We start from the raw sequence: 25,194 nt of genomic DNA on the forward strand, positions 1-25,194 counted from the left end.
CCGCGCGGGGGTCGGTGCCGGAGAAGCGCCCTTCGCGTGTGGCTCCGTCCGGTCAGGGAGCGGGCGGGCCGGTGAGAGCGTAGCCGTGCTCCTCGAGCGTCCGAGCGAGGAATGCGGCGTACCAGGACGGCCACTCCTCGTCGTAGACGCCGCCGAGGTGCTCCTGCTCGTACGAGCCGTGCGCCGCCGCAGTCTGACGCAGCAGGTCTTCGAGGATCTGCGTCGCCCGCGCGGTGTCGATCGCTTCGGTCATGGGTCAGCGTCCCGGGAGCCGGTCGATGACCTGCTGGATGACCCACTCGTTGCCGTCGGGGTCGTCGAAGGAGGCGTAGGAGGCGTAGCTGTGGTGCTCTTCGTGAGGGCCGTCGACGCGGTTCTGGCCGTCGGCCCAGTGGAACACTCCGTCGGCGTCGTGCCAGATCGGGGTGATGTCGATTCCCGTGTCGGCGAGTTCCCGGCGGGCGGCGGCCAGGTCGGGGGTGACCAGGTGCAGGCCGCGGGCGGTGCCTGGCCGGGCGGTGGTGAGCTGCTCCCCGAAGATGATCGAGGCGTTCGACCCGGGAGGGGTGAACTGCACGACGCGGAGACCGCGGTCGGTGGCGAAGTCGGCGTCTTCGCGGAAGCCGATGCGGGTGTAGAAGTCCTTCGCGCGATCGACATCGGAGACGGGGATGACGACGACTTCGAGTGCGAGTTCCATGATGAGGGGTTCCTGTCCTAACTGGTTGGAGTGGTTACTACTGTGGCGGTCGAAGCGTAACCTGTCAAGTAGGTTATTGCGCGAATGCGGACACCTGTTAGAGTGGTTACGTGATGCACGCGTTCCCCTGTGGCACCCTCGCCCTCGACTTCGTGGGGACGCTGCGCGCGCGCCGCGACCCCGAGCCGCGCGAGATGCTCGATGACGCGGGGGCGCTCGAGGCGTGGTTCGTCGAAGCCGGCGTCATCGACGAGGTGTCCGGGGTCCGTCGTTCGCAGGTGGCGGATGCGGTCGAGCTGCGCGAGGCGATCTACGACGTCGTCTTCGCCCGGTTGCAGGGATCTCCGCTGCCGAGCGCACCCGTTGCGCTGCTCAACAGGTGGGCCGTGTCGGCTCCCGTGAGGCTGACGCTCGACGGCGACGTCGTGCGGCGCGAGGGGGGCGCAGCGGAGGGCCTGGCGACCGTGGCCAGGAACGCCGTCGAGCTCATCGGTGGCGACGATGCCGGGCTCCTGCGCGAATGCGGTCGGCCCGGATGCACCCAGGTGTACGTGGACCGTTCGCGGGGAGGCCGCCGCGAGTGGTGTTCCATGCGCACGTGTGGCAACCGGGTCAAGGCCGCCCAGTTCCGCGCTCGTCACCGCGGCGCGTCCGCGGGCGCATCCGCCTGACGGCGCCGGGCGGCCGTCCACCGGCGCATCCCGGGAGGTGCCCCGGGTGTCTATCCGCTCGGGCTTCCAGATCCTCGGCGTGCGTCCCCATCACTTCGGCCATCCCGCCCAGGTACCGGTGGACGGTGCGTAGCTCCTCCAGCGAGAAGCCCGCGGCGTGGGCGTCCGCGAGGGCAGCCCGATCCGTGCGCTGAGGGCGGGCGCGCAGCCTTTCGGTCGTGAGTGACGAGCGCGGCAGAGCGCTAGGCGACGACTTCGAGGGGTGACGTGCCCGGACCCGTGTTCGCCGGCTCGTGAATCAGGTAGAGGCCGGTGGGGGCGTTCGCGGTGTAGGCCAGCGCGTCCACCCACGCCCGGTTGAGTGCGGGCTGCCGGCTGCCGGCGTACTTGAACACCAGGGAGGAACCGGGATGCACCCAGACGGTGGTGCGGCCGCCGCCGGTGCTGGCGTCTTCTTTCCAGGTGAAGGGGAAGGGTTCCCCGCGGCGCAGCTTCGCCGTGATGACCAGCTGCAGGTGAGTGAGCGCGCGGTCCTCGATCTCCGTCTTCGGTCCGCCGTCGTAGATGAACTTGCCCATGATGGGCTCCCTCGTTCCCGCCACAGAAACCTGTGCCAAGAGGCGCGACCCCGTTGGTCGCTACGTGGTGTCTCTCCACGGTCTCACGCCTCCGCCCGGATGGGTACCCCACCTTCGTCCGCCGGGTCGTCAGAGGTCCCAGTCGGGCGGAAGGGCGGACGGGTCCCACTCGCTGTCGGGTTCGCCGGCCGACTGGGTGCGGACGAAGACGCGCGTGTGCGGGGTGATCAGCACGCTCGCGATGCCCTCGGCCGTGGCGATCGTCAGGAACGACGGCTCTGTCCGGGCGATCGCCTCGATCTGCGACATCACCTCCGTGACGGAGCCCGGATCGCGCAGGGCGAAGAAGTGGCCGTCGATCTCGAGTTGAGTCCACGTCATACCCTCGTCGATTGGCCGCATGGGGGAGACGATAGGGCGCGGCCGGCGCGCGGCTCATGGCCTTGTGCCCTGATCGGACGGTGGTTATCGTGCCCTCCCCGCGGCGGGCGGACGTGACGAGGGTGAGCGCATGGGCACCATCCAGTACGGCAACGGCAGCGAGATCCACATCGAAGACCGTGCGCTCGCGCACCTCAAGGTCGATAGCGGTGACTCGCCGCCCACTCTTCCATACCTACCTCTAGGTATGGAAGAGTGAGGGCATGACGACGAACTCGAGGGAAGCCCTCCTGCGGGCGGCGCAGGAACTGTACGCCGAGAACGGGGTGGCGGCGACCACGCCCAACCAGGTGCTCCAGCAGAGCGGCATCGGCCAGGGCAGCCTCTACCACCACTTCCCGTCGAAGCACGATCTCGCGGTCGCCGCGGTGGCGCGGACCGTCGAAGAAGCACTCGCGTCCTCCGCCACCGTGCTGCAGGGCGACGCGGGATCGTGCGCACGCCTCGCCGCCTACCTGGAACGGCCGCGGAACGCCACCGCGGGATGCCGGATCGGGCGCCTCACGGCCGATCCGTTCGTCGCCGCAGACGAAGCGCTGAGCGCCCTGGTGGCCGGCTACTTCGGCGACCTCGTCGACCTGCTCACCGCCGTGATCGAAGACCAGGGCCAGGAGGCCGACGCGGCACGCGACCGGGCGACCGCGGCGGTCGCCGTGATCCAGGGCGGGTACGTGCTGTCGCGGGCCGCCGGAGACGACGAACCGATGCGGTCCGCCGTCCGCGGTTTCCTCGGCCTGATGAACGCCACCGCGAGCGGGGAGGGCCACGCATGACCGTCATCGCGCACCTCAGCGACCCCCACCTCGACACGACGCCACTCCGGCTGCGCCGCTTCGAGGCCGCGCTCGCGGCGGCCTCGTCGATGCCGGGGCTCGACGCGGTCGTCGTCAGCGGCGACCTCGCCGACCACGGAGCCGACGAGGAGTACGCGCAGTTCTTCGCCGCGCTCCCCGTGGACATCCCGACCCTCGTCGTCCCCGGAAACCACGACGACAGCGAGGCGATGCTCCGCTCCCAGGCGCGGGCCGGACGCGAGCCCGCACTGTCGGCGGCGATCGACGTGGCGGGCGTGCGGCTCGTCGGGCTCGACTCGCACCTCGATTCGCGAGTGGAGGGACGCCTCTCCCCGGAGACGCTGGACTTCGCCCGGCATGCGGCACTCGCGGCCGACGGACCCGTCGTGCTCGTGATGCACCACCCTCCGGTGCCGGTGGGACATGACGTCGCGGACGACTGGAATCTGCAGAACCTCCCGGACCTCGAGGCGCTGATCGCGGAGCAGCCCCGCATCATCGGCGTCTTCACGGGGCACGTGCACACCGCGCTCGCGGCGACCTTCGCCGGGGTTCCCGTGCTGGGGGCGCCGGGCATCGTCTCCACCATGCGGCTGGGAAGCAGAGTGAACCCGATCGCCGACTCCCGTGCCATGCCGGGGGTGGCCCTGCACGTGGTCGACGGCACCCGCATCCGCACGGTGTTCCACTACCTCAGCCCCGCGGAGCTCTAGAGCGCCGCGCCGTTCGTTCCGCGGTACCACGGGCGCGATACCGCTGGAGGATGTCGTGGGTTTCCGGCTTCGAGAGCCTGAGAACACACGTCCCCCAACGGAAGGTCTGTCGTGATCTCACGCTCCCCTCGTCCCGCTCTCGCCCTCGTCGGGGCCCTCGTCGTCTCGACGGTCGCCCTCGCCGGGTGTTCCGCTCCCGCACACGTTCCTGCCCGAGGCCGAGGAGTTCTCCGAGCCGCAGGGGCTGTTCAACCTCAACGGCTGGATCGGACACAACGGCAGCCTGCCCGGGTACAAGACCGTGTCGATCTACCTGCCCGAGAAGGAGATGACGATCGTCGCGTTCGTGAACTCCGACGCCGTCGGGAAGTCCGCCCTGGGACCGGGACTGGTCGGTCCCGTCACGCAACTCCTCACGCCGGACGCGCTGTTCGAGCTCGGCTGACCCGACTCGGGCGCTGCGGGCGGTCACCCTTCGGCGGGCCGCTCGTAGCGGGCGAGGAACGCGTCGACCGCGCGGCGCACGGGGCCGCCCGTCTCTTCGGCGCCCAGGAGTTGCGCGTTCAGGGCGGGGCCGATCACGAGCCAGGTGAACTCGGAGGCTGCGGCGTGCGCGTCGTCGATCTCCAGCCCGCGGTCGGCGGGCATCTGCGCGAGCGTGTCGGCGAGGTTGCCGATGTTCCGGTTCCAGCTGTCTTCGAGGTAGAGCCGCGCGACCTCCGGGTGTGCCGCGGCCTCGGCAATGACGAGGCGCCGCATGCGCAGCACGGGCTCGCTCAGGATCGCCGCGCGCATGGTCTCTGCGAGCTCGGTGAGGCCGCGGCGCACGTCGGTGTCGGAGGCAAGGCGCTGCAGGGCGGGGCGCATGGCGTCGCGCCCTGCGGCTGCCCACTGCCGCACGACCGCGGCGTACAGCTCCGTCTTGGAGGAGTGGTCGCGGTAGAGGGACGCCTTGGAGATTCGCGCGCGTCGGGCGACCTCTTCCATGGAGGTCCCCGCGTAGCCGTGCTCAAGGAGCACGTCGCGGGCGGTGGCGAGCAGATCGTCGCCGGTGAGTCCGGGCGGGCGGCCGGGGCCGGAGGCGCGCGAGGTCATGATCCCACTTTAGTACTTGACAGTTCTCAATGCCGGGTCTAGTTTCGTACCAATCGGTACTAAAGGAGCACTCCCATGATCGTCCTCGGCATCGCCCTCGCCACGGTGGCTTCGTTCCTCGCCAGTGCCGTGCTCTACGCCCTCCCTCCCGTCTCGGCGCTCATCGCCCGCACGAGCACCCCGCGCCCCGGCATCCCCGTCGCGGTGCAGATGCTGTCGGTTGTGCTGCGCAGCCTCCTCGCCGCCGGACTGGTCGCGGGGCTCATGGCGGCCGCGGGGTGGCACGGTGCCGGTGCCGGGACGCTGCTCGGCCTCGCCCTCTCGGTCTTGCCCCTCACTCTGCTCTCGGGCGGAGTGATCCACGAGAACACCGCCGTGTCCGCGGCCGGTGTCCACCTGCTCGACTGGGTCGTGAAGCTCGTGCTCACCGGCGCCATCGTCGGGCTCTTCCTCTGAACCCCACGGAGCTCCTCATGACGAACACCACCCCGCTCGACATCACGTTCACCGCGACGCTCGGCAAGGTCCGCGACGGCGACACCTGGACCTGCGTGCAACTGCCCGACTCGGCGACGATCTTCGGCACCCGCGGTCTCGTGAAGGTCGCCGGAACCGTCGACGGCGAGCCCTTCCGCGGCGCGTTCATGGCGCTCGGCGACGGCACCCACAAGCTGCCGGTGACCGCCGCCATCCGCCGGCGTCTCGGGAAGGCCGACGGCGACGAGGTCACGGTGCACCTCACGGAACGTCTGAACTGACCGCGTCTGCGCGGGGGAGAGCGGCGACGTGCTGGCTCGCTCTTGACGTCGCGGTCACCACGTCCAATACTTAGGTACATGCCTAAGTATCTCGACGAGCTCGACGCCGTGCTCCGCGCCCTCGCGGACCCCACGCGCCGGGCGATCGTCGAGCGGCTCGCGTCGTCGCCCGCCGTCGTGTCCGATCTCGCGGCGCCGTTCGCGATGACGCTGCCCTCGCTGATGCAGCACCTCGGCGTCCTGGAGGCCGCGGGGGTGATCACGTCGGAGAAGCAGGGCAGGGTCCGCACGGTCACGCTGCGCCCCGGCGGGCTCGACGTGCTGCACCTCTGGCTCGGACAGCAGCGCACGCCCGCCGAGCGCAGCGCCGACCGGCTGGGCATCCACCTCACCCGCACGGCCCCGAAGGAGCACTGACATGACCCGCGTCCGCATGGACCTGTTCGCCTCGCTCGACGGCTACACGCCGTCCGACCTCACCCCCGACAGCCCCATGGGCGAGGACTGGGGCCGCCTCACCGCGGCCTACGCGGGAACCCGCACGTTCCGCGAGAAGATCTTCGGTGACACGAGCGGCGCCGGAACCACGGGGGTCGACGAGCGCTACGCCGCCGCGTTCTTCCAGGGTGTCGGCGCCGAGATCATGGGCGCGGGGATGTTCGGCCTCCACTCCCACCCCGACGACCCCGACTGGAAGGGCTGGTGGGGCGACACCCCGCCGTTCGGCACACCCGTCTACGTGCTCACCCACACCGCACCGCGCCCGTCGATCCCGATGGACGGCGGCACCACGTTCCACTTCCGCGACGCCCCCATCGAGGACGTGCTCGCCGAGGCCACCGAGGCGGCGGGCGGCCTCGACGTGCGCATCGGCGGCGGCTACCGCACCGCGCGCTCGTTCCTGCGCGCGGGGCTCGTCGACGAGCTGCACCTGCTGGTCGCGCCGCTCTTCCTCGGTCGCGGGTACCGGCTGTGGGACGACCTGACCGGCTTCGAGAACACCTACACCGTGACCACGGAGGCGGCCGAGAGCGGCGTCGTCCACGTCACCCTGACCCGATAGGACACCGTGATGACGAGAGAGCACCGGCTCGCGCACTCCGGATTCACCCTCACGCGCGACTACCCCGCACCGCTCGACCGCGTGTGGGCCGCGTTCGCGGACGAGGGCCAGAAGCGTGGGTGGTGGGGCGACGCCGACGCCATCGAGGAGCGCGAGTGGGCGTTCGACTTCCGGGTCGGCGGTCGCGACGTCCACGAGGGACGCTTCCACGACGGACCCGTGTCGCGGTACGAGGCCACCTACACCGACATCGTGGACCGGGTGCGGATCGTCACCACGTACGACATGTGGCTGGACGGCGAGCACATGTCGACCTCGGTCGCGTCGCTCGAGTTCGAGCCGATCGACGGCGGCACCCGCTTCACCCACACCGAGCACGGGGTCTTCCTCGACCGGTTCTGGGACGACGGGCCCGGCCGGGAAGCGGGGACGCGCGGTCTCCTCGACGCCCTCAGCTCCTTCCTCGCCTGAGCCTGAGCCTGAGCCTGAGCCGAGGTCGGGATCGGCGCCGGATCGCCCCTGCCGCGCGCCGAGGAGCCTCAGCGCAGCACGCCCTCCTCAGCGCCCAGGCGCGCGAGCTCGGCGGCGGTGGGCGAGCCCTCCCAGTCGCCCAGGGCCGTGCACGCGAAGGCCCCGACGGCCGCGGCGCGTCGGAGTCGGTCGAGCGTCGAGGCGGTGTCGCCCCAGAGGCTGAGGTAACCCGCCACGAAGGCGTCGCCGGCCCCCACGGTGTCGACCACGTCCACGGTGACCGCGGGCACGTCGTGACCGCCGCACTCATCGAGCGCGAAGGCCCCCCGGGCTCCGCGCTTGATCACCACCTCGCGCGGCCCGAGGTCGCGGAGCCGCTGAGCCAGCTGGAGCGGAGTGCCCTCGCCCACCAGGAGTGCCGCCTCGTCCTCCCCGGCGAACACCACATCGGCGAGCGCCGCGAGCCGGAGGTAGGCGACGCGCGCGTCCCGCCCGAGCCACACCGCCTCGCGGTGGTTCACGTCGAAGGAGACGGCGGCTCCCGCGGCGCGCGCCCTCCGCGCCGCCGTCACGGCGCAGTCACCGGAATCCGGGCCGAGGCCGGGCAGGATGCCGGTCAGGTGAACGACATCCGCCGTCGCGAGCAATGCGTCCGGCAGATCGGCGGGGGAGAGGCGGGATGCGGCGCTGTCGCGGCGCCAGAAGGTCACGGTCGCCATTGCGGTCGTCCGGCGATGTTTGTGCATCAGGCCGGTGGGACGATCGGGGTCGCGTTCCGCGTGCACCGCGACGCCCTCCGCCCGCAGTTCCCGCACGACCAGGTCTCCGAGCGGGTCGTCGCCGAGCCGACTCACCCACGTCGCCCGCCCGCCGAGGCGCGCCAGGGCGATCGCGACGTTGCTCTCCGCGCCCCCGAAACTGAGAGAGTGTGCGCGCGCAGCGTCGAGGGGTCCCGGTCGGTCGTTCGTGACGAGGCCCATGGTCTCGCCGACCGTGACGACGTGCGGGTGCAACGACGTCACGGACGGCGTCCACGCTCGACCGCCGCGAGCGCCCGCGCGGCCCGGTCGCCGAGCGCGGACGGGCTCCCCCCGGCGAACGCATCGCCCAGCAGCGGTCCGCCCAGACTCACGGCGACGCACCCCGCGGCGATCCATGCCGGGATGTCGTCGAGCGCGACGCCCCCGGACGGCATCGTGAGCACACCGGGGTAGGGGCCGGCGAGCTGTCCGATGAATCCGGGGCCGACGGTCGCGGCGGGGAAGATCTTCACCGCGGCCGCGCCGAGCTTCCACGCGGTGTTCACCTCGGTCGGAGTCATCGCGCCGGGGTAGACGGGTACCCCGGCCGAGACCGCGACCTCCGCCACCTCCGTCACGACTCCGGGGGAGACGAGGAAGCGCGCTCCGGCGTCGACCGCGTCACGGGCGTCCCGCTCCTCCAGCACGGTGCCGACCCCGATCTCCGCCTCGGGTGCTGCCGCGATGAGCTGCGGCAGCACCGCGAGGGTGCCGGGCGTCGTCAGTGTTAGCTCGATGCACCGGATCCCGCTGTCGGCGAGGGTCTTCACCACCGGCTCGTACAGTCGGGCGTCTGGCGCGCGGAGCACGGCCATCACGCCGGTGCGGGTGAGGTTGGCCGAGGGGGTGGTGCGCATGGGCGGGTCTCCGGTGATCGAGTGGGCGGGGCTGTCAGGCCGCAGGGACGGCGAAGTCCGGTCGGGTGCCGTAGCGGGCGAGCGCATCCTCGTCGAGGGTCACACCGAGCCCGGGGTCGGCCGGGATGTCGAGGAACCCCTCGGCGTCCAGCGTCCAGCCGCCGCGGATCAGGTCGTCGACGTATGCCGAGCCGGTCTTGTACTCCACGAGGTCGGTCGAGGAGAGGGCCGAGGCGAGCTGCAGGTCCGCCGCGAGGCCGATTCCCGTGTTCCAGCCGTGCGGGATCAGGCGGATGCCGCGGTCTTGGGCGGCCCATCCGATCCGACGCGACTCGCTGAGGCCGCCTCCCTTCGTGGTGTCGGGTTGCACGATGTCGAACGCGTGCCGGTCGAGGTACGGCTGGAAGCTCTGGCGCCGGGTGAGCACCTCGCCCCCCGAGATCCGCACCGGCGACGTCGCGCGCAGCTCCGTGAATCCGTCGAGGTTGTCGGGGGCGAGCGCCTCCTCGAACCAGGCGACGTCGTAGTCGGCCAGCATCCGGGCGGTGCGCTTCGCCCAGGCGACGTCGCCGGGGAAGAACGCCTCCGAGCCGCCGGCGTCGACCGCCAGCAGGCGATCGCCCACCGCCGCCCTCGCCGCGGCGACGGTGGCCTCGTCGGTCGCGGCGTCGACGCGCCCGAACCTCCACCAGCCGATCTTGAACGCGGAGAACCCGCTCGCGACCAGGTCTTCGAGGTTCTCGGTCATGGGGCCCGCCTCGTCCATCAGCACCGAGGCGTAGGGGCGCACGCGGTCGCGGTAACGTCCGCCGAGCAGTCGCCCGACCGGCTGGGCGGACGCCTTCCCCGCGATGTCCCACAGGGCGATGTCGATCGCGCTCGTCGCGTGGGTGAGGGAGCCACCGCGCCCCATCCAGAAGGCGGTCTGGTGGAGCGTCTCGGTGAGGCGCTCCACCTCGAGCGGGTTCTCGCCGATGAGGTGCGGGGACAGCAGGTCGATCGCGCCCCGCACGAGGCTCTCGGTGGTGAAGGCGCTGCCGATGCCCACGGTGCCGTCGTCGGTGTGGACCGCGACGAGGGTGTGGACGATGTCGTCCGGCTGCAGTTCGTGCGACCACCCGCCCTCGGGTGTCGCACCCCGCAGGCCGCACGTGTCGATTCGGGTGATGCGCATGAAGACCTTCCAACCGTGATGAGGGAAAGGGAGCCCCTTCCAAGAACTGAAGATAGTCGATTGTCGACAACAGGGCAATCCATCGGTAATGTCTGTTCCTGCACCCAGCAGCGGTGCGATCAGCGACTCACAGCGTTGTGCACGACGGCAGCGCCGGAGGCCCGAACCCGAAAGGCATCACAATGAAGTTGACGCGCATCCTGGCCGGCGTGGCCGTCGCCGCGACGGCCGCCCTCGCCCTCTCCGCGTGCACCTCGAGCGGCAGCCCGGCAGCGGGGACGCAGGGGAGCACCCTCACCACCGTCCTCGAGAAGAAGACGCTCGTGGTCGGCGTGTTCGCCGACGCCCCGCCCTACGGGGTCATGAAGAGCTCGGGCGAGTACGAGGGCTTCGACATCGACGCCGCGCAGGCGCTCGCCGACTCCCTCGGCGCGAAGATCGAGTACGTCTCCACCACCAACGCCAACCGCATCCCCCTGCTGGAGACCGGCAAGGTCGACATCGTCATCGCCGCGCTCACCAACCTGGACGAGCGCGCGCAGAAGGTCGCGATGTCCCGCCCGTATGCCGCCGAGGGGCAGGTCGTGCTCGTGCCGGCGGGCAGCGACATCACCTCCTACGACGACCTCGCCGGGCGCACCGTCGCCGCCACCCGCGGGAGCGTGCCGGCGACCATCCTCGAGAACCGGTTCCCCGAGGCGAACGCCAGCCTCTTCGAAGCCGTCGCCGACTCGATCCAGGCGCTGCGCAGCAACAAGGTCGACGCGCTCATGGAGAGCAATTCCGTGGCGCAGGGCATCCTCGCCGACTCCGGGGAGGAGTTCGTGATCGTCGACGCCCCGCAGCTGAGCCCCTCCGTGGTGTCCATGGGACTCAAGCAGGGCGACCAGCTGTGGCTGAACTACGTCAACAACTTCATCCTCAACTACAACATCAGCGACGCCGCGAACGACTCGTACAACACGTGGCTCGGCACCGACGTCCCCGAACTGATCAAGTAGCGACCCCTCGGCTGCCCCGCCCGCCGGGTGGGGCAGCCGGAACGGAAAACTCATGCAACTGTTCTTCGGGGACCTGATCCCCTATGCCCCCGAGCTCCTCACCGGACTCGGCATCAGCGTGCTCATCACGCTCGCGGCGGTGCTGATCGGCTCGCCCCTCGGCGTCGGGGTGTATCTGCTGCGGGTGTCGCGTCACGTCGTCCTCCGGTCGATCGGTGCCACCTACGTCGAGGTCATCCGCAACACCCCGCTCCTGCTGCAGCTGTACCTCATCTATTTCGCCCTGCCGTCCGTCGGCGTGAACTTCGATCCCGTCACGGCAGGCGTCATCGCGCTCAGCGTCAACAACTCCGCCTACCTCGCGGAGATCTATCGCGCCGGCTTCGAAGCGATCCCGAAGGGACAGATCGAGGCGGCGGACGCGCTCGGGCTCTCGCGGCGCACCACGTTCTTCCACGTGCGCCTTGTGCCGGCCCTGCGCAACGTGCTCCCGTCGCTGACCAACCAGGTGATCCTGCTCTTCCTGGCCTCGTCGATCGCCTCGATCGTGGCCGTGCCGGAGCTCATGCACGTGATGATGGGCATCACGACGAGCACCTTCCGCACCATCGAGACCTTCGTCGTCGGGGGACTCCTCTACTTCATCGTCGCCTTCCTGATCGCGGGCGCGTCCCGACTCATCGAGACGCGCGGCATCCGCTGGAAGGTGGCCTGATGTTCACGTCGTTCGATCTCCCCGACCTGCTGCTGATCCTGCAGGGCGCGTTCGTGACCCTCCAGATCTGTCTGCTCGCTGTCCTGCTCGGTGGGGCTGTCGGCATCGTGTCCGGCGTCCTCGCGGCGAGCCCGTTCGCCCCGCTGCGGTGGGTCAGCGCGATCTGGGTGGGTGCGATCCGCGGCGTTCCCGTGCTGCTGATCATCTTCTTCGTCTACTTCGCCCTGCCGCTGCTGTCGCCGGGCAGCAACGTTCCCGACTACTGGGCCGCGACCATCGCGCTCACGATCTTCGCCTCGGCCTACATCAGCGAGATCGTTCGCGGCAGCATCCAGGCCATCCCGCGCGGACAGTTCGAGGCCGCGCAGGCTCTCGGCCTGTCGTGGCCCCAGCAGCTGCGCTTCGTGGTGATGCCGCAGGCCGCGCGCATCATGGTGCCGCCCGGCATCGGCTTCCTCGTGGTGCTGATCAAGGACAGCTCCCTGGTGGCCGTGATCGGTCTGATCGAGCTCACGCGTGCCGGAAACATCGTCGCCTCGCAGACCGGCCAGCCCATCCTCGCCTACGTGGTGGTGGGCGCGGTCTACTTCGTCATCTGCTTCGCCCTTTCCGTCGCCGGACGGCGGTACGAGCGGCGACTCACCATCCACGCGCCGGCCCCCCGGGTCGAAGACGCGCTCGCCCCCTCACGAGGAGACTCGAAATGATCACTGTCACCGACCTGCGACTCAGCTTCGGCTCCACCGAAGTGCTCCACGGAATCAGCTGCGACGTCGCCGAGGGCGAGGTGGTGTGCATCATCGGGGCTTCCGGTTCCGGCAAAAGCACTCTCCTGCGCTGCATGAACGGCCTCGAGACGCCCAGCCACGGCAGCATCGAGGTGAACGGTCACGTCCTCACGGCGAAGGAGCGCCGGGCGGATCTCGCCGCCGTGCGCCGGGACGTGGGGATGGTGTTCCAGCAGTTCAACCTCTTCCCCCATCTCACCGCCCGCGACAACGTCACGCTCGCCCCGCGAAAGGTGCTCGGACTGAACGCCGCGGACGCGCGCGAGCGTGCGGACGCGCTGCTGGCGAAGGTGGGGCTGGCCGCGAAGGCCGACTCCTTCCCGGGCAACCTGTCCGGAGGTCAGGCCCAGCGCGTCGCGATCGCGCGCGCCCTCGCCATGCAGCCCCGGGTGATGCTGTTCGACGAGCCGACCTCCGCACTCGACCCCGAGATCGTCGGCGAGGTGCTGTCGGTGATGAAGGGGCTCGCCGCGGAAGGGATGACGATGGTCGTCGTCACGCACGAGATCGGATTCGCGCGCGAGGTCGCCGACCGGGTGATCTACATGGACGACGGGCGGATCGTCGAGAGCGGCTCCCCGCACGAGCTGCTGTCGAACGCGCAGACCGAGCGGGCGCGCGCGTTCCTCGGGAAGGTGCTCTGACCCCGTGATCGACCTGCTCATTCGCGGGGCGAGCGTCGTCGACGGCTCCGGTGCTGCACCGTTCTCGGCGGACGTCGGCATCGTCGGCGACCGCATCGTCGTGGTGGGCCGTGCCGACGCGACCCCGGCGCGCGAGAAGTTCGACGCCACCGGGCTGCTGCTCACCCCCGGGCTAATCGACCCGCACAGTCACAGTGACTGGTCGATCCTCGGCAACCGCGACGCCCTGAGCACGGTGCATCAGGGCGTGACCACGGAGGTCGTCGGGAACTGCGGTGTCACATACGCGCCGATCGCGGCGGGGGACGAGGAGACCGCTCGTCGGGCGCTCGCCGCCTTCGGCTACGAGGGGGAGGTGGGGTGGCGCTCGTTCGCCGAGCTGCTCGACGTCGTCCACGGTGGCGGCACCGCGCAGAACCTCGCCTGGTTCGTCGGGCACACCGGGCTGCGCCGCGCCGCCGAGCGCACGGAGGGAGATCTCGTCCGCGCGATGGAGCGGCACCTGCACGAGGCGCTGGAGGCGGGAGCGCTCGGCTTCAGTTCCGGCCTCGAGTATGGGGCGGGACGCGCGGCCGAGACCCCGGAACTGGAGGCGCTCGCGCGCGTCGCCGGTCGCTACGGTGCGATGTACGCCAGTCACATCCGCAACAGGGATGCGGCGCTCGGGGAGGCCGTCGACGAGTTCTTCCGCGTCGTGCACGCCGGCGACCTGCGCGCGCAGCTGTCGCACCTCAACGTGCGGCACGGCACCGGGGCGGCGGACGGCGCGTGGGCGGAGGCGGTGACGCGCCTGGAGCGCGAGCGGCGCTCCGGGGTCGACGTACTCGCGGACATGACCCCCTATCCCGACGGCATCGGGCTCGCCGCCGGCCTGTTGCCCGAGTGGCTGCTCGCCGAGGGAGAGGCCGTCGCGGCGGAGGCGCTGCGCGACCCCCGGGTGCGGGCGAGGGTGCGCGCGGACTCCGATCGCTACTGGCGCTTCGTACACCGGGGCCAGTGGGAGCGCGTGCGGCTGGCCGTGAGCCCCGCCACCCCGGAGTGGGAGGGCATGATCTTCCCCGAGATCGCCGCGGCCAACGGCACGGACGAGTGGGACGCGTACTTCGACGTGATGGCGGCGGCGGGCGGCGACCTGGGGGCCGTGCAGTTCATGGGCGCGCTGTTCGAGCCTGACCACGTCGCCGAGGCCGTGAGCCACGACCGCTTCCTGCTCGGTGTCGACGGCTTCACCTCTCGCCGTGACGGGGTGCTGGGTGCGCGGACCCCGCATCCGCTGTTCTTCCACGGCTCCCAGCACTTCCTGAGCCATCACGCCCTGCGCGCCGGAACGCTGACGCTGGAGCACGCCGTGCACAAGATGACGGGTGCCGTCGCGCAGCACTTCGGTCTCCGCGACCGGGGTCGCGTGGCCGAGGGCGCCTTCGCCGACCTGGTCCTGTGGGATCAGCAGCTGCTCCGCGACACCGAGACCTTCGTGCTGCCGGAGCGCTACGCCACGGCCGCCCGTCATGTCTGGGTGAACGGCACGCCGGTGGTCTCGCACGGCACCCGCACCCTGCACCGCCCTGGAACCCGACTGGAGAGAACAGATGTCCGCTGAATCGTCGACCGGCGTCGCCGGAACCCGCCGCAGCCGCCGTGGGGCGGAGGGAGCCGCCCCGCCGGACCCGCGAGAGACGGGGCGGTTGACGCCGGCCGTCACGGGCTTCGCCGTCGCGGCGGCCGTCGGCGGTTTCCTCTTCGGCTTCGACACCGCCGTGATCAACGGCGCGGTCACCGCGATCGAGGGGAACCTCGGTCTCGACGCGGTCGGGCTGGGCGTCGTCGTCGCGGTCACCCTGCTGGGTGCCGCGCTGGGGGCGCTGGGAGCGGGCTGGCTCGCGGACCGCATCGGCCGACCCCGCACGATGCTCGCCGCCGGCGTGGTGTTCTTCGTGGCGGCGATCGGCTGCGGTCTGGCGCAGGGGGTGTTCGATCTCGCGGCCTGGCGGCTGGTGACCGGCGTCGCCGTCGGGTTCGCGACCGTGCTCGGGCCGCTGTACATCTCGGAGATCGCTCCGGCGCACGTGCGCGGGCGCCTGGCCTCGATGCAGCAGATGGCGATCGTGCTCGGGATCTTCGTCGCGCTGCTCTCCGACAGCGGGATCGCCCTCGCCCTGGGTGGTGCGGACGCTGAGCTGTTCCTCGGGCTGCCCGCGTGGCGGTGGATGTTCATCGCCGGGGTCGTCCCCGCCGTGATCTACCTCGTGCTGGCGCTCGTCGTGCCGGAGTCCCCGCGCTATCTGGTCGCCCGGGGGCGTGCGGAGGCGGCGCGACGCGTGCTCATCCGGCTGCAGCGCGTCGATGCGACCGAGGCGCGTCTGCTCACCGACCGCATCGAGGAGACCCTGCAGCACAAGGACTCGGGGCGCTTCCGCGATCTGCTCGACCGACGCCGTGGCCTCCTCCCGGTGGTGTGGGTGGGCGTCGGGGTCGCGGCGCTGCAGGCGCTGGTGGGCATCGATGTGATCTTCTACTACTCCACGTCGCTGTGGGAGTCGGTGGGCTTCGAGGAGTCCGCCGCGTTCGGACTGTCGGTGCTCAGCTCGTTCATCAACGTGGCCGCCACGGTCGTCGCCATCCTGCTCATCGATCGCGTCGGCCGCCGGCGCCTGCTCCTCACAGGCTCCGTGGGGATGTTCGTGAGTCTCGTGATCGTGAGCATCGGATTCTCCACCGCCCGCATCCTCGACGGGTCTCCCCAGCTCGACGGTGTGTGGGGTCCGATCACGCTGGTCGGCGCCAACCTGTTCGTGGTCGCGTTCGCCGTGTCGTGGGGGCCCGTGGTGTGGGTGCTGCTGGGGGAGATGTTCCCCAACCGCATCCGCGGCGTCGCTCTGTCGGTCTGCGCCTCGGCGAACTGGCTCGCGGGTGTCGCGCTGAACTTCTCGTTCCCGAGCCTGCGCGACATCTCGTTGCCCGGCAGCTACGCGCTCTACGCGGTGATGGCGGCGCTGTCGTTCCTCCTGGTGTTCTTCGGCGTCCGGGAGACCAACGGGCGAGCGCTCGAGGAGATGCGCGCGAGCGCGGGGAGGGCCGAACCGGGGGAGGTGCCGCGATGAGGGTGGTGCGGGAAGGCGCGGATCGGCGACCGGGCACGGCGCCCGTGTACGTCCTGCGGGCGGGTGAGGCCCGGGTGGCGATCGCGCCGGCGCACGGCTGTCTGATCCACGAGCTCGACGACGGAGCGGGCGATGTGCTGTGGACGGACGGGCGCCCGCCGCGCGTGCTCGACCCGTCGCGGGTGGTGGGGGAGGAGTCCGCGCGGGAGTTCGACGAGGACATCCTTCTCGGCGGCTGGTTCCCGATGTTCCCCGCTGCGGGCGTGCCCACCGCCACCACGCAGCAGCACGGGTGGGCGCCCCGCGTGCCCTGGACGGTGGTCGAGCACACGGAGACGCGGGTGACGTGCACCGCCGCTGGACCGTTCCTCGACGGCGGCGTCGCGGAGTTGACGCGGAGCGTGGAGCTCGAGGCCCGGGCGCTGACCGTCTCCACCACGGTGCGGAACGCGGGCGTCGATGCGGGAGCGTTCACGTGGGGCGAGCACCCGTGCTTCTCGCGCGAGCGTTTCGCCACGGGTCGAGCGGTGTTCGAGGGGGAGCCGGTGGCCGCGGTTCCCGCGCGGGCGGACGGTGCCGCCGGGCATCTCGCCCGGAGTGCCCGGGGTGCGTCGGCCGCGGTGGTCGGCCCGCGCGGCGCGGTCACCCTGACGGATGCGGCGGGCACTCTTCCGCACTGGCTGCTGTGGTTCAACCACGCCTCGGCGGAGCTGCCGCGGGCGGACACCCTCGCGTGGGAGCCGTCGACCGCGGCGGGTCTGGGCGTGGGCGATGCGCTCGCCGCGGGGGCGGTGGAGCGTCTGGGCGCGGGCGAGGTGTTCCACGCGGTCGTCCGGTGCGAATGGACTTTGTCGACAATCGGCTCTTGATCGGTACGATGACAGGATGACCGCTCTCTCCTCCCTGCCTTCCGTTCCCGCGGCGTCGCGTCGCGAGCGCGTCGCCGAGATCCTCCGCGAGGCCATCACCACCGGGGATCTCGAGCCGGGGCAGAAGCTGACCGAGCTCGAGCTCGCCGCCCAGCTGGGGACCAGCCGCGCCCCGGTGCGCGAAGCGCTCCGACAGCTCGAGCAGGAAGGGCTCGTCGTCTCCTACCCCTATCGCGGAACCGAGGTGCTCGGGGTCTCGCAGGAGGAGATCGAGAACGTGCTCGTGCCGATCCGCATCGCGCTCGAGCGTTTCGCCTTCGACAAGGCGATGGCGGTGGCGACCGATGACGATGTCGCGGCGCTGAACGCCATCATCGACAGCATGGACGAGGCGGCCTCGGCGGGGGACCTCGCCCGGCTCGCCGACGATGACATCCGTTTCCACGAGGCGATCGTCGTCCTGTCCGGTCAGCAGCACTGCCTGCAGATCTGGCGCACGATCCAGCCGCGCGTGCGCGCGTACTTCCGCCGGGATGCGAACTACTACGGAGACTCGCACGCGGTCGCCGAGCAGCACCGCGAGCTGATCCGCGCGCTGCAGAGCGGGGACAGCGGTCACGGTCTCGACGCCATCACGGAGCACATCCGCACGCACTTCTCCTCGGCCACCGCCGCGGAGGGCGACCGGTGAGCACCATCGTCGTGACGGGCGCCGCGTCCGGGATCGGGCGCGGGATCGCCCTGCGCGCTGCGGCGCAGGGGCGGGATCTCGCGCTGCTCGACATCGACGACGGCGCGCTGGCGGACACGGCATCGGCGGCGGCCGCGGCCGGTGCGGCCTCGGTGCTTCCGCTCGTGTGCGACGTGAGCGACGAGCGTGGGGTGGACGCGGCCTTCGCCGCGGTCGCCGACGGCCTGCCGGAGATCTCGGGCGTCGTGGCCAATGCGGGCATCGAGGTCAGTGAGCCGCTCGCCTCGGCCAGCGTGGAGTCGTGGGACCGCGTGATGGCCGTGAACCTGCGCGGCACGTTCCTCACGTCCAGGGCGGCGCTGAACCACTGGCGCGCGCGGGGGACGGGGGGCTCGTTGGTCTGCGTCTCATCGCCGTCGGCGTTCGTGGGCTTCGCGGGTGGCGCGAACACGGCCTACGGGGCGTCGAAGGGCGGGATCTCGGCGTTCGTCCGGGCGGCGGCCCTGGATGCGGCACCGGATGGGGTGCGTGTCAACGCCGTCGTCCCCGGGGCGACGGACACCGACATCCTCTACTTCGGGCTGGAGGGGGAGGCGCTGCGGGATCGTCGCGCCGAGCTCGAGGAGTCCGCCAGGGAGCAGATCCCGCTCGGCCGGATGGCGCGGCCGGAGGAGATCGCGGACGCCGTGCTCTGGCTCCTCAGCGCGGAGAGCGCCTACGTCACGGGCAGTCATCTGGTCTGCGACGGCGGCCTGCTGGCCAAGAGCGCCAACACGTTCTGAGGCTGCGGACCGAATCTCCCGCCTTTCGGGCCCCGCAGGCCTCCGTTCGTAACAGACGCATCACGGTCTGGGGCAGATTGTCGACAATCGACTAGATTCTGATCGTCGGCAGAGAAGCCGGCGACAGCTACCGAACGGGCGGAAGGCGAGAACACCATGGAACGACGACTCTGGGGTCGGCGCGGAGCAAGCATCACCGTCGTCGCGCTCGCGGCGCTGGCCGCCACAGGCTGTGGCGCGGGGGGAGCGCCGAGCGAGGGCGGCACCACGACGATCACGTACTGGACGCACGTCAACGCTCCCGCGCAGGAGGTCGAACGCGAACTCATCGCGCAGTACGAGGAAGCCCACCCCGGCGTCCGCATCGACTACCTGCCCATCGAGTTCGGCACCATGGCCGCGAAACTCAACGCCGCCATCGCCGCCGGCGGGGGCCCCGACATCGTCAACTACTTCCAGTCCTACGCCGCGGGCCTGAGCGCGAAGGGCTACCTTGCCCCCGTCGACCACGAGGCCTACGGTATGACCGCCGAGGAGCTCGCCGGCCAGTACACCGAAGCGATCGCGGCCGGGTTCTCCGCAGACGGCGACTTCATCGGTATCCCGCACGAGATCTCGACGTACCAGTTCTGGGTCAACAACGAGCACTTCGCGAACGCCGGCCTCGACCCGGAGAAGGACTTCCCCCAGACCTGGGCCGACGTCGCGGCTGTGGGGGCGCAGATCCAGAACGCGGCGAACGGCCCCGCCGAAGGCGTCGCCCTGACGCTGAACAACCCGGTGCGCGACGTCCTCGTGCTCGACGCCATGACCCGCCAGGCCGGAGGAGCACTGTTCGGCCCGGACGGCACCGAATCGTTCGTGAACTCGCCCGAGGCCGTCCAGGCTCTGCAGACGTGGGGCGACCTGGCCAACGAGCACCGCGTCAACGATCCGGCGCTCGGACCGACCGCCTCCACGAACGCCGAGGATCTCTTCGGAGACGGCACCGCCGCGATGGTCAACACCGGTGGCTCGTGGTTCATCCCCACGCTGGACGGCACCTACCCCGACATCTCGTGGACCGTCGGCCAGTACCCCACCTTCGGCGAGGATCCGGTCGGCGCTGACCTCTACGGCTACGGGCTCTACGTCCCCGTCACCAGTGCGCATCAGAAGGAGGCGTGGGAGTTCGCGCGCTTCCTGGCCGATGCCTCGCCCACCTACTTCGCGGACGCGGGCATCTGGCTCGGCGACAACGACGTGCTCTCCGACGAGGCGACGGCCGGGGTCCCCAGCTGGGACGTGTTCGTCGAAGGGTTCGCCCGCGGCCACTTCCTGCCGCCGCTGAGCCAGTACAACGAGATCAGCCAGATCCTCGAGAGCGCCATCCAACGGGTGGTCGTGAACGGCGACGACGCGCAGAGCGCGCTCGACACCGCGCACGCCGCCATCGAGCCTCTGCTGGACAAGTGACGCCGCGGGGTGCGGTCGACCACCGGCCGCACCCCGAACGGACGGAGAACCATGGATGACCGAACCTCGGCGATCGTGACGGCGCACCGCCGCGACCGCCCCGCCTCCCTTCCCCGCCGCGAAGCGCGCGTCGGACTCGCGTTCGTCGCGCCGACCTTCCTGTGGCTCGCAGTCTTCGTGCTGCTGCCCTCCGGCGCAGCGGTCGTGCTCAGCTTCACCGAGTGGTTCCTCGTCGGCGATCCGACGTTCGTCGGTGTGGCGAACTATCTCGCCCTCTTCGAGGACTCCACCTTCGGGCAGGCGCTGATCGTGACGTTCCAGGTCGCGGCCGGAGTCGCCCTTCCCGGCTCCGTCCTGGCGCTCGTGCTCGCGCTCCTGATGAGCAACGTCGTCCGCGGGCGCGCCGCCTACCAGGCGGTCTTCTACCTGCCCCTCGTGATCCCGAGCGTGGTCTCCTCCATCATCTGGGGCGCGATGTATCTGGGGCAGGGCGTGATCAACACCCTGCTGGGAACGCAGATCAAGTGGCTGGCCGACCCGGTCTGGGCGCTCGTGTCGATCCTGCTGCTCATGGTGTGGACGAACGTCGGGTACTACACGATCCTCGTCTTCGCCGGGCTGCAGGACATCCCCGCGGAGATCCTGGAGGCGGCCAGCATGGACGGGGCAGGGCCGATACAGCGGCTCGTGCACATCATCGTTCCGCTGTTGCGACCCGTCCTCCTCTTCGTGCTGGTGATCGCGACGACCGAGGCGCTGACGCTGTTCGTTCAGCCGTACCTGTTGACCCAGGGCGGGCCGGGCGGTGCCACCCAGACCCTGTCGCTGTACATCTACCAGGTCGGCTTCTCGTTCGGGAACGTCGGAAAGGCGTCCGCGATGGCGGTCGTGCTGCTGGTCATCGCCATCCTCTTCGCCATCGTCCAGTTCCGCGCCCTGAGGAGTTCCCATGACGACTGAGGCCAGTCCGCTCCGTATCGTCCGCCGCTCCGCCCCGCACGTCCTCCTCGTGGTCGCGGCACTGCTCGTCGCGACCCCACTGCTCTGGGCGCTCAAGTCGTCGTTCACGCCCACCGGTGAGGTGATGAGCACGGGGCTGTTCCAACTGCCCAGCCGCTTCACGCTCGACAACTACCTCCTCGGATGGCAGTCGTCGCCGTTCGCGACGTACTTCGTCAACAGTTTCGTCGTCGCGATCGCGGTCACCGCCCTCACCCTGATCGGGAGCGTGACGGCGGGCTACGGCTTCGCGCGATTCGTGTTCCCCGGCAGGCGAGCGTTGTTCGTCCTCACTCTCGCCGCGATGATGATGCCGTTCCAGGCCATCATGATCCCGCTGTTCGTCCAGGTCCGCTCACTCGGCTGGCTCGACAGCTATGCGGGGCTGATCATCCCCGGGGCCGTCAGCGCGTTCGGCGTGTTCCTGATGCGCCAGTTCCTCGCGGGGCTACCGCAGGCGCTGTTCGAGGCGGCCAGGATCGACGGCGCCGGTGAGCTGCGGATCTTCCTGACCATCGTGGTACCCCTCGCACGGGGACCCCTCGCCGCACTCGGGGCGCTCACCTTCCTCGCGAGCTGGAACAACTTCCTGTGGCCGCTCATCGTGGTGGGCAGCACAGGGATGACGACGGTGCCGCTCGGACTCTCGCAGTTCCGCGGTTCCAACGCCACCGACTACGGACAGGTGCTCGCGGTGTCGATGCTCGCCGCGATCCCGGTGGTGCTGGTCTTCCTTGCCCTCCGTCGTCACATCGTGGCCAGCTTCGCGTCCAGCGGGCTGAAGTGACGTTCCTGCTCTTCTCCCCACCGATCCTGCGCCCCGAAAGGACCCCCATGACCGCTCGATCCGCTGACCAGCCCGACCTGTCGACCCTGTCCGTCCTCGCGATCGGAGCGCACCCCGATGACATCGAGATCCTCTGCGGGGGGACGATGGCCCTGTACGCCGAGGCTGGAGCGCGCGTGACGTTCGCGATCGCCACCAACGGTGAGGTCGGGGGAGGGGATCCCGACCCGGCGGCGATCGCGGCGCGTCGGCTCGCCGAAGCCGAGGCGTCCACGTCGCAGCTGGGGGCCGAGCTCATCTGGATGGGGTTCCCGGACGAGATGCTGTTCAACGACCGTCCCACCAGGGAGGCGTTCATCGACGCCTACCGGCGGGCGCGGCCCGACGTGGTCTTCGTGCACTCGACCGACGACTATCACCCGGATCACCGCATCGCGGGTCAGATCGCTATCGACAGCCGCATCCCCGCCGCCGTGCCGCACGTGCGCACGCGATACGCCGCGCTCGATCGGATCCCCCACCTGTTCGTGATGGACACGCTCGGCGGCATCGCGTTCGAACCCGAACACCTCGTCGACATCACGGCGCAGCAGACCCGGAAGGAAGGTCTGCTGCGCCTGCACGCCAGCCAGGTGGACTGGATGGCACAGGCGTACGGCGACGACTACATCGCCGACGCGCGGCGGCAGGCGGAGGTCCGGGCGACCGGCACGGAGTGGACGTTCGTCGAGGGGTTCCGCAGCGTTCCGACGTATCCGGTCACGGGCGGTCCCGAGCTGCTGCCGGGGAACTGGCGACCGGCGGACTGAGACGAAGCCGGCCGCGACGACGAGGACGCGGCGGTCCCGACAGGACCTGGTTCGGCGAGGACGAACGCGAGTGGGGCGGCGACCGGGCCCGTGCTTGCATGTGTCCACCCTGCGGTCGGGCACGGCCGGTCGCGCGGAATCCCAGAGAAGAGGTTCACAGATGAGAAGGTCCGTCCTCGCCGCCGCGCTCGCCGCCGTTCTGCTCGCCGCCCTCGCGCCGGTCCCCGCCGTCGCGGTCGGCCAGATCGATCTCGCCATCCAACCCGACGTCGAGATCGTGTCACCGGAGAACTCGGACTGCGAGCCCTGGGACACGACCAAGAGCCGGGAGGAGAACGAGGTCGTCGACTGCGGCTGGTTCCCCTCGATCGCGCGCCTGGCGAACGGCCGGCTGCTCGTGGCGTACTCGGACTCGCCCAGCCACTCGAACTTCAGCCGGATCGCCGTGCGCACCTCGACGGACGAGGGCCGCACGTGGTCCGCACCCACCACGATCGTCGACACCCCCGGGGTGCCGGACGAGAAGGAGCCCAACGTCACGGTGCTCCGCAACGGCGACGTCCTGCTCTGGTACTACGACTTCAACAACCCGAACCGCTCCAACAACCGCACGATCAACCTCATCCGCAGCACGGACGACGGAGCCACGTGGTCGGCGCCCGTCGTGCCGGACACGCTCGCGTACGACAGCCCGTACGGCTATGCGGCCGGGAACGGCGAGCTCATCGAGCTCGACAACGGCGACCTGCTGCTTCCCTTCACGGCCATGCGAGACCGGCGCGGCAACGCGGGGCCACCGGCCGCACACGTCCTTCGGAGCCTCGACGGCGGGGCGACCTGGGACGTGGACGACGAACGCGTGGTGATGTGGTCGGGGCCCGACTACTACCTCCCCGGAACCACGACCCCGGCCACCTGGTACGTGGAGCCCGCGCTGGTCGACCTCGGCGGCGGCGAGGTCATGATGGTCGCGCGCACCTCCTACAACCCGCAGGACGCGGTGATGCGCGTGAGCTACTCGTCCGACCACGGCGACACCTGGACTGCGCCGGTCGACATCCCCGGGCTCAAGGGCGACGCCCCGCACCTGCTCCGTCTGCGCGACGGCAACGTGCTCCTCACGTGGGGCGACCGATCCCGCGCCTGGGGGCAGGGACGCCCCACGGCCGGACTGGTGTACGACCCGGCGCAGGGGTGGGGTGGCGTGGAACAGACGCTCATCTATCGCGGGCCGCGTGATTTCGGCGACCAGGCCTATTCGGGCTCCGTCCAGCTCGTCGACGGACGGGTGCTCACGGTCTCCTACGACCGCATGGCCGGCACCATCGGCGGGACCTTCCTGGAACTGGACGCGGAGCAGGTGCCCCTGGGGGCGCTCGTCGCCGACGGCGACGCGACCGTGACCACCACCCTGACCCACACGGCGTCGGGCTTCGCGCCGACGGGCCCGATCGACGGCACGGTGGACTACGCCAGCATGGCCGTGGCGAACTCGAGCGTGCACGGTCACGGTGCACCGCACGTCTGGCAACTCGACCTCGACGAGCCCACCCGCATCGGTGAGATCGGCATCGCGCTCAAGCCGGGCTACGCGGAGTCCGCGGTGGTCGAGGTGGCCACGGGGACCGGGACGGCGCAGACCTGGACGACCGTGCGCACCTACGACGACGTGCAGCTCGACGCACTCGACTGGTTCGGCGCCGGTCACGACCTCACGGTGACCGGGGTGCGGGTGACGATCACGGAGAGCGAGGGCTGGGCGGGGCTCGCCGGAGTGGCGTTGCGCGCTCCCGCGACCGGTTTCCATCGCGCCGCACCGGGCCAGGACACCGTGGCCCCGTACGTGCAACTGACACCCGTGGAGCCGTCGAGCGGGTGGTTCTCCGCCACGCCCGCGCAGATCGTCCTCACCGCGCAGGACCGCCATGACCCGTCACCGACGATCGAGGTGGACACCGGATCCGGGTGGCAGGCCAGCACCACCACGGCCACGGTCGACACCTCCGGCTACCCCGAGGGCCTGCACTCGTTCGTCTACCGCACGAGCGATGCGGCGCAGAACACCTCCAGCGTGCGGACCGTCAGCGTGAACATCGACCGGACGCTGCCGACCGCCGCGACGTCGATCGAGCCGACGGGCGACCCCGCCACGCGACGGCTCACCATCACGGGCTCCGACGGGTTGTCCGGCGTCAAGACCGTGGGGTACCTGCTGCCCGGGGCCGCCGCGTGGACGACGACGACCCTCCCGACCCCGCAGGCCACACACAGCGTCTCGGTGGTCGTCCCGGTCGGCGCGGTCGTCCAGTACCGCGTGTACGACACCGCCCGGAACACGACAGGCATCGCCTCGGTCACGATCGCGCCGTGAGCGGCGGTGCGGCGGGGTCGGCCGTTCGGACGGGGCGAACCGTATTCGGTGTCCGCGGCGGTCGCGC

General features: G+C 70.6%; 32 protein-coding genes. 24 read left to right on the plus strand and 8 right to left on the minus strand.

Annotated features, from left to right (window positions below; all coding sequences use genetic code 11):
• Window positions 1-52: 52 nt before the first annotated feature.
• On the minus strand, window positions 53-253 hold the full coding sequence (locus KE274_RS07930) for a hypothetical protein (RefSeq protein WP_211542548.1): 201 nt from the start codon (window positions 251-253) through the stop codon (window positions 53-55).
• 3 nt (window positions 254-256) lie between these two features.
• Window positions 257-700 (minus strand): VOC family protein, encoded by a 444-nt coding sequence (locus tag KE274_RS07935; RefSeq protein WP_211542550.1) that lies wholly within the window; start codon window positions 698-700, stop codon window positions 257-259.
• A 113-nt stretch (window positions 701-813) separates the two neighbouring features.
• On the opposite strand from KE274_RS07935, the gene KE274_RS07940 reads away from it, so the two are divergent.
• Entirely contained in the window at window positions 814-1,371 is a 558-nt protein-coding gene (locus KE274_RS07940; RefSeq protein WP_211543372.1) for a CGNR zinc finger domain-containing protein, read from the plus strand.
• A 242-nt stretch (window positions 1,372-1,613) separates the two neighbouring features.
• Here KE274_RS07940 and KE274_RS07945 read toward each other — a convergent pair whose 3' ends face one another.
• Entirely contained in the window at window positions 1,614-1,949 is a 336-nt protein-coding gene (locus KE274_RS07945) for a DUF7882 family protein (protein WP_211542552.1), read from the minus strand.
• 129 nt (window positions 1,950-2,078) lie between these two features.
• On the minus strand, window positions 2,079-2,351 hold the full coding sequence (locus KE274_RS07950) for a hypothetical protein (RefSeq protein WP_211542555.1): 273 nt from the start codon (window positions 2,349-2,351) through the stop codon (window positions 2,079-2,081).
• Window positions 2,352-2,460: 109 nt separating this feature from the next.
• Between KE274_RS07950 and KE274_RS16665 the strand changes: the two genes are divergently transcribed.
• The 4 genes from KE274_RS16665 (at window position 2,461) to KE274_RS07965 (ending at window position 4,342) form a co-directional block, all read left to right on the plus strand.
• A complete protein-coding gene (locus KE274_RS16665; RefSeq protein ID WP_283091349.1) occupies window positions 2,461-2,589 on the plus strand; it encodes a hypothetical protein in 129 nt (42 codons plus the stop codon).
• A gap of 4 nt (window positions 2,590-2,593) precedes the next feature.
• Entirely contained in the window at window positions 2,594-3,163 is a 570-nt protein-coding gene (locus KE274_RS07955; RefSeq protein ID WP_211542557.1) for a TetR/AcrR family transcriptional regulator, read from the plus strand.
• The gene (locus KE274_RS07960; RefSeq protein WP_211542558.1) at window positions 3,160-3,897 is read left to right on the plus strand and encodes a metallophosphoesterase; all 738 of its coding nucleotides are present in this window, start codon (window positions 3,160-3,162) and stop codon (window positions 3,895-3,897) included. The genes KE274_RS07955 and KE274_RS07960 overlap by 4 nt, the downstream gene beginning before the upstream one ends.
• Before the next feature lie 301 nt (window positions 3,898-4,198).
• On the plus strand, window positions 4,199-4,342 hold the full coding sequence (locus tag KE274_RS07965; RefSeq protein ID WP_211542562.1) for a hypothetical protein: 144 nt from the start codon (window positions 4,199-4,201) through the stop codon (window positions 4,340-4,342).
• Window positions 4,343-4,365: 23 nt separating this feature from the next.
• On the opposite strand, the gene KE274_RS07970 is transcribed toward KE274_RS07965, so the two are convergent.
• The gene (locus KE274_RS07970; protein ID WP_211542564.1) at window positions 4,366-4,992 is read right to left on the minus strand and encodes a TetR/AcrR family transcriptional regulator; all 627 of its coding nucleotides are present in this window, start codon (window positions 4,990-4,992) and stop codon (window positions 4,366-4,368) included.
• Window positions 4,993-5,067: 75 nt separating this feature from the next.
• Between KE274_RS07970 and KE274_RS07975 the strand changes: the two genes are divergently transcribed.
• From KE274_RS07975 to KE274_RS07995, 5 genes are all read left to right on the plus strand, one after another.
• On the plus strand, window positions 5,068-5,448 hold the full coding sequence (locus KE274_RS07975) for a DUF1761 family protein (RefSeq protein ID WP_211542566.1): 381 nt from the start codon (window positions 5,068-5,070) through the stop codon (window positions 5,446-5,448).
• Between the two features lie 17 nt (window positions 5,449-5,465).
• Window positions 5,466-5,750: a DUF1905 domain-containing protein gene (locus KE274_RS07980; RefSeq protein WP_211542568.1), complete on the plus strand. Its 285-nt coding sequence runs from the start codon at window positions 5,466-5,468 to the stop codon at window positions 5,748-5,750.
• Window positions 5,751-5,828: 78 nt separating this feature from the next.
• Window positions 5,829-6,167 (plus strand): ArsR/SmtB family transcription factor, encoded by a 339-nt coding sequence (locus KE274_RS07985; RefSeq protein WP_211542570.1) that lies wholly within the window; start codon window positions 5,829-5,831, stop codon window positions 6,165-6,167.
• Between the two features lies 1 nt (window position 6,168).
• Window positions 6,169-6,813: a dihydrofolate reductase family protein gene (locus tag KE274_RS07990; RefSeq protein WP_211542572.1), complete on the plus strand. Its 645-nt coding sequence runs from the start codon at window positions 6,169-6,171 to the stop codon at window positions 6,811-6,813.
• 9 nt (window positions 6,814-6,822) lie between these two features.
• On the plus strand, window positions 6,823-7,284 hold the full coding sequence (locus KE274_RS07995) for an SRPBCC domain-containing protein (RefSeq protein ID WP_211542574.1): 462 nt from the start codon (window positions 6,823-6,825) through the stop codon (window positions 7,282-7,284).
• 68 nt (window positions 7,285-7,352) lie between these two features.
• On the opposite strand, the gene KE274_RS08000 is transcribed toward KE274_RS07995, so the two are convergent.
• The 3 genes from KE274_RS08000 to KE274_RS08010 are packed head-to-tail and all read right to left on the minus strand — an operon-like array spanning window position 7,353 to window position 10,115.
• Window positions 7,353-8,306, minus strand: coding sequence for a sugar kinase (locus KE274_RS08000; RefSeq protein WP_211543404.1), 954 nt, complete (start codon window positions 8,304-8,306; stop codon window positions 7,353-7,355).
• Window positions 8,303-8,941, minus strand: a complete 639-nt coding sequence (locus KE274_RS08005; protein WP_211542576.1) for a bifunctional 4-hydroxy-2-oxoglutarate aldolase/2-dehydro-3-deoxy-phosphogluconate aldolase — start codon at window positions 8,939-8,941, stop codon at window positions 8,303-8,305. Before KE274_RS08005 ends, KE274_RS08000 begins: the two co-directional genes overlap by 4 nt.
• A 34-nt stretch (window positions 8,942-8,975) precedes the next feature.
• Window positions 8,976-10,115, minus strand: coding sequence for a mandelate racemase/muconate lactonizing enzyme family protein (locus KE274_RS08010; protein WP_211542578.1), 1,140 nt, complete (start codon window positions 10,113-10,115; stop codon window positions 8,976-8,978).
• A 182-nt stretch (window positions 10,116-10,297) separates the two neighbouring features.
• Here KE274_RS08010 and KE274_RS08015 point away from each other — a divergent pair, with 182 nt between their 5' ends.
• The 14 genes from KE274_RS08015 (at window position 10,298) to KE274_RS08080 (ending at window position 25,127) form a co-directional block, all read left to right on the plus strand.
• Window positions 10,298-11,116 carry a transporter substrate-binding domain-containing protein gene (locus tag KE274_RS08015; RefSeq protein ID WP_211542580.1) on the plus strand — a complete coding sequence of 273 codons (819 nt, stop codon included), beginning with the start codon at window positions 10,298-10,300 and terminating at the stop codon, window positions 11,114-11,116.
• Window positions 11,117-11,168: 52 nt separating this feature from the next.
• Window positions 11,169-11,831: an amino acid ABC transporter permease gene (locus KE274_RS08020; protein WP_211542582.1), complete on the plus strand. Its 663-nt coding sequence runs from the start codon at window positions 11,169-11,171 to the stop codon at window positions 11,829-11,831.
• A complete protein-coding gene (locus KE274_RS08025) occupies window positions 11,831-12,538 on the plus strand; it encodes an amino acid ABC transporter permease (protein WP_211542584.1) in 708 nt (235 codons plus the stop codon). The genes KE274_RS08020 and KE274_RS08025 overlap by 1 nt, the downstream gene beginning before the upstream one ends.
• Window positions 12,535-13,263 carry an amino acid ABC transporter ATP-binding protein gene (locus KE274_RS08030; protein WP_211542586.1) on the plus strand — a complete coding sequence of 243 codons (729 nt, stop codon included), beginning with the start codon at window positions 12,535-12,537 and terminating at the stop codon, window positions 13,261-13,263. The genes KE274_RS08025 and KE274_RS08030 overlap by 4 nt, the downstream gene beginning before the upstream one ends.
• 4 nt (window positions 13,264-13,267) lie before the next feature.
• Complete coding sequence (locus KE274_RS08035; protein ID WP_211542588.1) at window positions 13,268-14,863, plus strand: N-acyl-D-amino-acid deacylase family protein; 1,596 nt, start codon at window positions 13,268-13,270, stop codon at window positions 14,861-14,863.
• A complete protein-coding gene (locus KE274_RS08040; RefSeq protein WP_211542590.1) occupies window positions 14,853-16,364 on the plus strand; it encodes a sugar porter family MFS transporter in 1,512 nt (503 codons plus the stop codon). Before KE274_RS08035 ends, KE274_RS08040 begins: the two co-directional genes overlap by 11 nt.
• A complete protein-coding gene (locus KE274_RS08045; protein WP_211542592.1) occupies window positions 16,361-17,233 on the plus strand; it encodes a hypothetical protein in 873 nt (290 codons plus the stop codon). The genes KE274_RS08040 and KE274_RS08045 overlap by 4 nt, the downstream gene beginning before the upstream one ends.
• Window positions 17,234-17,249: 16 nt before the next feature.
• Window positions 17,250-17,924 (plus strand): GntR family transcriptional regulator, encoded by a 675-nt coding sequence (locus tag KE274_RS08050; protein WP_211542594.1) that lies wholly within the window; start codon window positions 17,250-17,252, stop codon window positions 17,922-17,924.
• Window positions 17,921-18,706 carry an SDR family NAD(P)-dependent oxidoreductase gene (locus KE274_RS08055; RefSeq protein WP_211542596.1) on the plus strand — a complete coding sequence of 262 codons (786 nt, stop codon included), beginning with the start codon at window positions 17,921-17,923 and terminating at the stop codon, window positions 18,704-18,706. The genes KE274_RS08050 and KE274_RS08055 overlap by 4 nt, the downstream gene beginning before the upstream one ends.
• A 156-nt stretch (window positions 18,707-18,862) precedes the next feature.
• Window positions 18,863-20,161 carry an extracellular solute-binding protein gene (locus KE274_RS08060; protein WP_211542598.1) on the plus strand — a complete coding sequence of 433 codons (1,299 nt, stop codon included), beginning with the start codon at window positions 18,863-18,865 and terminating at the stop codon, window positions 20,159-20,161.
• 51 nt (window positions 20,162-20,212) lie between these two features.
• Window positions 20,213-21,121 (plus strand): carbohydrate ABC transporter permease, encoded by a 909-nt coding sequence (locus KE274_RS08065; RefSeq protein WP_211542600.1) that lies wholly within the window; start codon window positions 20,213-20,215, stop codon window positions 21,119-21,121.
• The gene (locus KE274_RS08070) at window positions 21,111-21,947 is read left to right on the plus strand and encodes a carbohydrate ABC transporter permease (protein ID WP_211542602.1); all 837 of its coding nucleotides are present in this window, start codon (window positions 21,111-21,113) and stop codon (window positions 21,945-21,947) included. The genes KE274_RS08065 and KE274_RS08070 overlap by 11 nt, the downstream gene beginning before the upstream one ends.
• A gap of 47 nt (window positions 21,948-21,994) precedes the next feature.
• Complete coding sequence (locus tag KE274_RS08075; RefSeq protein ID WP_211542604.1) at window positions 21,995-22,756, plus strand: PIG-L deacetylase family protein; 762 nt, start codon at window positions 21,995-21,997, stop codon at window positions 22,754-22,756.
• A 160-nt stretch (window positions 22,757-22,916) separates the two neighbouring features.
• Window positions 22,917-25,127: a sialidase family protein gene (locus KE274_RS08080; protein WP_211542607.1), complete on the plus strand. Its 2,211-nt coding sequence runs from the start codon at window positions 22,917-22,919 to the stop codon at window positions 25,125-25,127.
• Window positions 25,128-25,194: the final 67 nt, after the last annotated feature.

The organism is Microbacterium paraoxydans, from assembly GCF_018224615.1.
GTDB lineage: Bacteria > Actinomycetota > Actinomycetes > Actinomycetales > Microbacteriaceae > Microbacterium > Microbacterium paraoxydans_B.